The organism is Methanosarcina sp. A14 (assembly GCF_001729375.1).
GTDB lineage: Archaea > Halobacteriota > Methanosarcinia > Methanosarcinales > Methanosarcinaceae > Methanosarcina > Methanosarcina barkeri.
Genome location: NZ_LZPK01000076.1, coordinates 1 through 7414, shown reverse-complemented (window position 1 = coordinate 7414; position 7414 = coordinate 1). Strand labels below are relative to the sequence as shown.

At 38.4% G+C, this 7414-nt stretch carries 5 protein-coding genes; 2 read left to right on the top strand and 3 right to left on the bottom strand.

The features are described 5' to 3' along the window. On the top strand, positions 1-761 hold a 761-nt coding region (locus A9239_RS04715; RefSeq protein WP_069575229.1), incomplete at its 5' end, for a formylglycine-generating enzyme family protein. A gap of 183 nt (positions 762-944) precedes the next feature. On the opposite strand, the gene A9239_RS04710 is transcribed toward A9239_RS04715, so the two are convergent. Continuing rightward, positions 945-2351, bottom strand: coding sequence for a glutamate decarboxylase (locus A9239_RS04710; RefSeq protein WP_080941479.1), 1407 nt, complete (start codon positions 2349-2351; stop codon positions 945-947). Positions 2352-2464: 113 nt separating this feature from the next. After that, the gene (locus A9239_RS04705) at positions 2465-4087 is read right to left on the bottom strand and encodes a M20/M25/M40 family metallo-hydrolase (RefSeq protein WP_048118463.1); all 1623 of its coding nucleotides are present in this window, start codon (positions 4085-4087) and stop codon (positions 2465-2467) included. Between the two features lie 1665 nt (positions 4088-5752). Here A9239_RS04705 and A9239_RS04700 point away from each other — a divergent pair. Beyond that, the gene (locus A9239_RS04700) at positions 5753-6094 is read left to right on the top strand and encodes a hypothetical protein (RefSeq protein ID WP_048155177.1); all 342 of its coding nucleotides are present in this window, start codon (positions 5753-5755) and stop codon (positions 6092-6094) included. 261 nt (positions 6095-6355) lie between these two features. Here A9239_RS04700 and A9239_RS04695 read toward each other — a convergent pair whose 3' ends face one another. Further along, positions 6356-7165, bottom strand: a complete 810-nt coding sequence (locus A9239_RS04695; protein ID WP_048155175.1) for a class I SAM-dependent methyltransferase — start codon at positions 7163-7165, stop codon at positions 6356-6358. Between the last annotated feature and the right edge of the window lie 249 nt (positions 7166-7414).

Sequence of the window (7414 nt, the reverse complement as noted above, 5' to 3'; positions counted from 1 at the left end):
ATAACTCACTGAATAACTCAATCAAGAATTTGTCCGGCAGCTCAATAATTAACTCTATTGGAATGGAGTTTATTCTGATTTCTGCCGGAGAATTTAACATGGGCTCTCCAATGCGTGAAAAAAGAAGAAAGCTCTGGGAAAGTCCTGTGCATAAAGTAACAATCAAAAAACCTTTTTACCTTAGCAGGTATCCGGTGACACAGGAGCAATGGCAGAAAGTCATGGGTAACAATCCTGCATATTTTAAGGGCGAAAAGCATCCTGTTGAAAATGTTTCATGGGATGAGATTAAGGTCTTTTTCCGGAAACTTAATGCTCTGGAAAATGTCGATGGAATTTCCCGAATCTACCGCCTTCCAACTGAAGCCGAATGGGAATATGCAGCCAGAGCAGGAACTGAAACCGCTTACTTTTTTGGAGACGATGGATCGAAACTTTCAGAATATGCCTGGTTTCTGGAGAATTCCGGGTTTGCAACCCATCCGGTCGGCCTGAAAAAGCCAAATCCCTGGGGGCTTTATGATATTTATGGAAATGCAGGAGAATGGGTACAGGACGAGTACCATATCAGTTACAAAGGCGCCCCGATAGATGGAGGGGCATGGGAAAACGCCCTTCCAAGTGTATCCACTCCAGTGAGAGTAAGGAGAGGCGGAGGCTGGAACGGAAATGCAGGATGCTGTCGGTCGGCTGAAAGACTTTTTGTGGCTCAGGATAAAAGGTTAAATAGTCTGGGATTTCGAGTGGTTAAGGATATTTAATTCCAATGAAATACAGCATTTCCTGTGTCGGTATTCGCCAGCGCAATTTTAATTTGGAACAACCGTTGAGCCGAAACCGTTGAGCCGGTTTATCGCGCAGATAGGGTGGGTATAAGGTTATCTAATTCAAAAGTTATCTTATTCGCTCTTTTCTAAAAAATAAGATTGCTGAGGTGCAAATTTTCAGCAAATATGGACCATACCATCATCAGGCGGGCAGGGTTTTTTTGTTTCGGATTTTCTACCATTTTTAAAAAACTGACATGCATTTTCGATATCGTTTACAAGAATTGCTGCCATATCCGGAGTGAAATTTTCTCTTATGACAATGCGCATTATCTCGATATCCGCCGCATTTTCTGGAAGACAGTAGGCGGGAACTATCCAGCCCTTCTCTCTTAGCTTGTACGAGAGCTGCTGCAGGGAATAACCAGTTTCCTCTTTTTGCTTGAAAGCAATTATAGGAAGTCTTTCTCCTTTGTTCAGCATTTCGAAACGGCCCAGTCTGTCAACCCTCTCAGCAAGATCCTGAGAAACCTCAAGGATATTCTTCATTATTCCGGTATAACCAGCTTTTCCGAATCTTAAAATATTGTAATATTGGGCCGCAACCATCGCACTGCCTCCTGAAAAGTTCAGGGTGTACGAATCTTCCATTTCTCCGAGGTAGTTCACATGGAAAATCAGGTCTTCGGGAAGGTCACTTTCATCACGGAAAATAAGCCAGCCAAGGCCCGGATAAGTCAATCCGTATTTATGTCCTGAAACGTTTATCGATTTTACTCTTTCCAGTCTGAAGTCCCACTCAAAATCAGGTTCGGTAAATGGCAATATGAAGCCGCCACTTGCAGCATCTATGTGGATGGGTATGTCCCAGCCTTTTTCTTCCTTGTATCCCAAAAGTAAATCATTAATATCCTTTACAGGATCGATTTCTCCTGTAAAAGTTGTTCCCAAAACGCAACCAACACAGATTGTGTTCTCATCAATCTGCTCTGAGACAGCATCTGCCGTAATTGTACGTCTGTCTTTGTCTATAGGAATTTTTCTAGCTTCGACGTCAAAGTATTTGGCAAATTTATCCCAGCAAACGTGAGCATCGTTTCCAAAAATTATGTTTGGTTTGCCTGTGCCTCGCCCTGAGTTTTTCCAGCTCCATTTGTGAGCCAGCAAACCCAGCATTATAGCTTCTGAAGAGCCTGCTGTTGCCGTACCCATGAATTCGGTATGATGCCCATTAAAAAGACGCCCAAGCATATTCACAATATTCCTGTGAATAACTTTGTCAGTTTGAGGATATTCGAAAATATCTATGATATTTTTATTTATGTTTTCCATGACAAGCTTGTCTGCTTCTGGTTCCATCCATGTGTTGACAAAACTTGCCAGATTCAGGAAGGGATTGCCGTCGAGACTCTGTTCATCATGTACCAGTTGATAAGCAGCTCTTGGACTCATCCCTTTTTCAGGGAATTCGTACTTGGGAATTCCTTTTTCTTTGACCTTTTGGATATATCTGGCACTGTATGCACCAACACGATACTTTTTAGACTCATCTAAAGTTTCCAGATTTACTTTCTTTGAAATCATAACTTCAACCCCTAAAACATTTGTAAAACACTCTGCCTTTTCCAGCTTACTTTGATAAATAAAGAAAAAATAAAAAACAAGAGGATGCAGAGTTTATGCTTCCAATTAACGCGTTATGCACTTTTCTTAAAGAGTTCCTGAATAAGAGTGCTTACTGCCTTGTAGAAGGTTTTCACTGTGTCCGCCTTAAGGCGTTCGCCTCCTGTATGAGGGTTTACTATAGTAGGCCCTATGGAAATGCAATCCATAGAGTCACCGTATTTTTCTACAATATAGCAACATTCAAGGCCTGCATGGATTACGGTTGCTTTGGTCTCATCGCCATATAGTTCTTTATCCTTATACACATCTTCTGCTTTATCAACCAGGTCAGATTCGTCTTTTGGTTGCCAAATAGGAGAAGCTTTTTCTGCATTTACTTGATAATTGAATATTTTACCTATGATTTCTTGAATTTGGACAAGCTCACCCAATGAATTTTCGTCTGAGCTGCGGTTTAAGGATTTAATTGTTATTTTGTCTTCCTTTAGTCCAAATAAATTAACAGCTGCCAGGTTGCTTGATGTCTCCACAACGTCAGTGATTTTTGGAATCATGCGGATGATGCCGTGTGGTATCTGTCGAAGTAAGCAAAGAAGTGCATCTGTCGACGCTTTATCAAGAGATTTCTGGAATGAAATCACATCTTCAGAACTTACCTCTTCAACACTACATTCAAAATTCTTCTCCTCAGGAAACTGTCTCTTTAAAGCGGCAATATATGCCTTAAAATCATTTTTAAAATTGTCTTTCTCGCTTCTTGGAATAGCTATTCTCGCGACAATCCAGGTCGGAATTTTGTTTACTACTGGATTTTTCTTTTCTATTTCGTCCTTTTTCAATGAGTTTAATGAAATCAGGCGCAGGTCATAGCTTGTGATGCATTTGCCTGCTGTGCCATCAAGGTTTGTAAGTCTTTTGTTAAGCCGGATAAGAGCCTCGGCAATAACTTTAATAGCATTAAGTCTCCCTTTGTTGATATCAACACCGGAGTGCCCTCCAAGAAGCCCTGAGATCGACAATTCCAGGGTAACAAAATCAGTTGTAACAGCTTCTAAGATAACATTCCCTTCGAACTGGACATCCTGCCCTGCTGCACTGCCGTAAATAATTATATTTGCATCTTCTGCATCGAGATTTATGTACTTTCTACCGATCAAGAGATTTTTGTCAAAACCTGCAGCTCCACCCATATCGGTTTCTTCCTGAACAGTAAATAAGCATTCAATTGGGTAGTCTTTGAGGTTCTCATCTTCCAGAAGGGCAAGTATAGTTGCTACTCCAATTCCATCATCTGCACCCAGGGTGGTACCCAATGATGGATCGGTGACACTGTTCTCATCTCCTGCTTTTATCCATTTTGCACTTTCGTTATCAAGATAACCAAAGACATGTAAGGGAAATTCGATGGTTCTGTCAGGGTAACATACCATATCCATGTGAGCCTGTAGAGTGACATAAGGATCACTGGCATAGTCCCCTGAGCCCTTTCTACGAAGAACAATTACTCTTTCTCCGGGATCTTTAGCTCCGGGATCGTAATGAATGACTTCTACACCTTCTATCTTTTCGGCACATTCTATAACATACTCACGGACCTGGTTTTCCTCACCAGATGGGTGATATTTTGTTGTTAGTTCCATAAAATGGTCATGCACTGCCTTTGGCTCAAAAGAGTCATCTAATATTTCTGACATGTACATCTTACTCCTGAACATTTATCGCATAAGCTCTTTCGCTGTATTGATCATTCAGAAGTACATCTCAAAGAAACCAGCATTTGCTCTTCTTTAATCTGGACAGAAAAGCAGTTCAGAACTTTTACAAAGTTGTTTATGGATAATGATTCCCCTGACATGTTATCCAATTGAACAAACAGCATTGTTTCAGTTTATTTTCGAGAGCATCTCTATAACTACCGTTTTTATTTCAGTATATTTCTGTTATTTTTTAATAAGAATCTCGGAGGAATTAGTTGATAATACTCGCACGCTTGGAGCCCAAAATAAAGTAAGTATAAATTTATTTGAAAGTGCATGTTTTAGATATTTTTAATGTTTTGCCGGATGACTTATGCTCAACCGTGTAAGTATTATTAAAAATGTATGACCGAGTATAAAATACTTTCCACTTTTTATAAATCATTACTAACTTTACTCTAAAAAGTGCAATTTAGTAAAGAAAGTTTAATCAAAAAAGCTTTAATTAGATTTTAGAGGGTTTTAACCTCTGGTTTCAATTCAAGTATATAGTGTAGAATATGAGATAATCAATCACGGAAAAATGTAATGTAACCTAGTTTCAAATAAATATTCATAATGAGCTGATCCCAAAACTCAAAATGATTTTTCTGAATCCCATATATACAATAAGTAATAGATTTTTTGATCACGAAAATAATTTTGAAATTTTACTAATTTGAGGATAAAATTAGTTTTGGGATGGACTCAATCAGATAATTAAAGATTTATATACGAAAAAACATAAAAAACTTGTCATTAAAAAGAATACTTAAATTTAACTACTCTGTCAAATAGAAGCAATGTGTAGAGAATATATTCCATGGCTTGCAGACAGATAAAACACCTTAAATTTGATTTCTTGATTCCTTATTCAACAACCTGCCCCTTGATTTCTTATTAGTTATTCAGCACCCTGGTCCCTGTCTGTTTTATTTCGCAGGCAGGGGCAAAAAGAGATTCTGGTGCTTTCAACAATCTAGGAGGCGATTTAGATCGTGTCTATTCGGAGAGACACTTGGTTATGCTACTCGTGTCTGTTTGGTAGAGACACTTTACTATATTACAAACTAATATTTAACATTTTTGATTTTCTTTTTGCTACTTTATAATACATATAATAATTATTATTTTACGCAAACTGAGAGAACTACTTTAGAGAACTGCTTCCAAATAATTTAAGACAAAACTTTGATAGCCTGCGGTTGGCAGAAAATTGCAGGACTGGAGATTTATTAACCGTAGGCAAGTTTCTGGAAATATGTAAGGAGTGAACATTTAAGGGGCATATGTATTCCCTGCTTGTCAAGTTCAGGTCACCTGTGCAAGTTATACGAAAAAGGCAATGTAAAAAAAGGGATCTTCCTCAATTCAAATCTGGAAAAAGTTCGGAATATGCCGTTGGAATCAATATCATGAAGACAGCATCAAAATTTAAATGCCGATAATATTTCCTATTAAAGGCCAGCATGAGTCTGTATCACTATTATTGATTGAAGTTTGTTGATTGAAGTATTTAGTTGAGACTGCCCAATAGAAACTGCATACTTAATAATAATATTTTGAACTTTGATAAAAAAGTTTTTAAACATTATATTCTTAATAGATAACGGTGTTGTACAATTGACAGATTCTAAAACTAATATTCAACATAGCAAAAATAATTCCAAATTTCTTTCTTTAAATAAAATGACTAGTCTCAAAATTTATATTGTTCTAATATGGCTTATAATTGCGCAAATCTTATTGATCATGACTGGGATGACATCTTATGAAGACATTAAGTATTTCTTCTGGATAGAATCAGTCTTAGGGCCATTAATTTTTGTGCTGTATATAAAAGGAGCACCAGATCAACTATCCAGAGAACAAGAAAAAGAACAGAAAAAGGCAATTTTTGTGCTTGTCTTTTCTTTCGCATGTATGCTAATGGTGATTTTTATGGCTATGTTAAAGGGACATTAAAATTTGTGGACTCAATTCCTCAAATTAAGATGTCTATTAAGGGATTCTGTTAATTTTCATTGAATACATAAGTTGTGCCAACCTTATAGCAGGAATTTTTCTGGCATTGCTTCTGCAAACCGATTTATGGCTTTCCAGCCCGTACAGTGCATAGGTACGACATAATCAGGCTTTATCTTTCTCATTTCGTCAATTGTGACTGAAACTTATCGACACTTGGTAACTTATCTACATATATGTCGTATATTTCTCCATATTCGTCTATACTTTTCTTGCATCTATCGCTATCCAGTCTCCGCCTTTCCTGTAGAACTCTCCGGATAGACTGTTCCATGCATTTTCAACTCTAAATCCATTCTGCTCAAGAACCCTGCTTATTTTCTCAAGGGAATAATCATGAAACCAGAGTCTGTAGACCTTTACTTCCCCATCTTCATCCATGATTATATACTGATTTAGCCAGGTATCATTTTCAGGATAGTCAAATCCTTCTTCCAGCACAAGGTGCCTGCCTGGTCTCCAGAATCCACCTTCAGAGAAATACCACCTGTTTTTGAGCCCTTCTTGCATGCGTAGCTCTCTTGTTGACACGTCAAAGATGAAAATTCCGTTTTCTTTAAGTGCCCTGTGAACAAGGCTCAGGAGAAGGTCACGTTTTTCGTCGGAAAAGGTACAGATTTCCCCATAGACTTGAAGAACAGCATCAAAAGTCTCTTTATAATCGATATTGAAAAAGTCTGCACAGATATAATCGATATCATGCCCATCTCTTTCAGCCTGAGCTCGCGCATAATCTATAGACCGTCTGGAAAGGTCAATGCCAGTTACTTTCATGCCTTCAAAACACAGCCTGCTGCTGTACAGCCCTGGCCCGCAGCCGAGATCAAGTATTCGGTCTCCTTTTTTCAGAACTCTTGAGGTTATGAGATGGAAAACTGTTTTTTCGATCTCAGCATTTCTTCGGCTAGCCCCATCATGGGCCTGGTTAAAGTGGGCTTCGAGCATGCTTTTCGAGATGTGCGGGTCGTCCCAGAAACGAGGCTCACCGGGTTCGAAAAGAGGAGGTTTCAAAGGTTGAGATAAAAGGGAAAAAAGATTAGATCATTTTAACAGGTTATTTGAGGTTCTGACATATAAAGTAGAGTAAGAGTTAAAGTAGAGTAAGAGTTTTTGTAAATCTACAAAATAGCTTTACTGGCCTGTTCTATCGAGTCACAGTTCACTTTTTCTGTGTTTATAGGCTCAGTAGATTCATACGTTTATCTTTATACTGACTACCCTGTAATGACTACCCTGTAATGACTACCCTGTAACGACTAC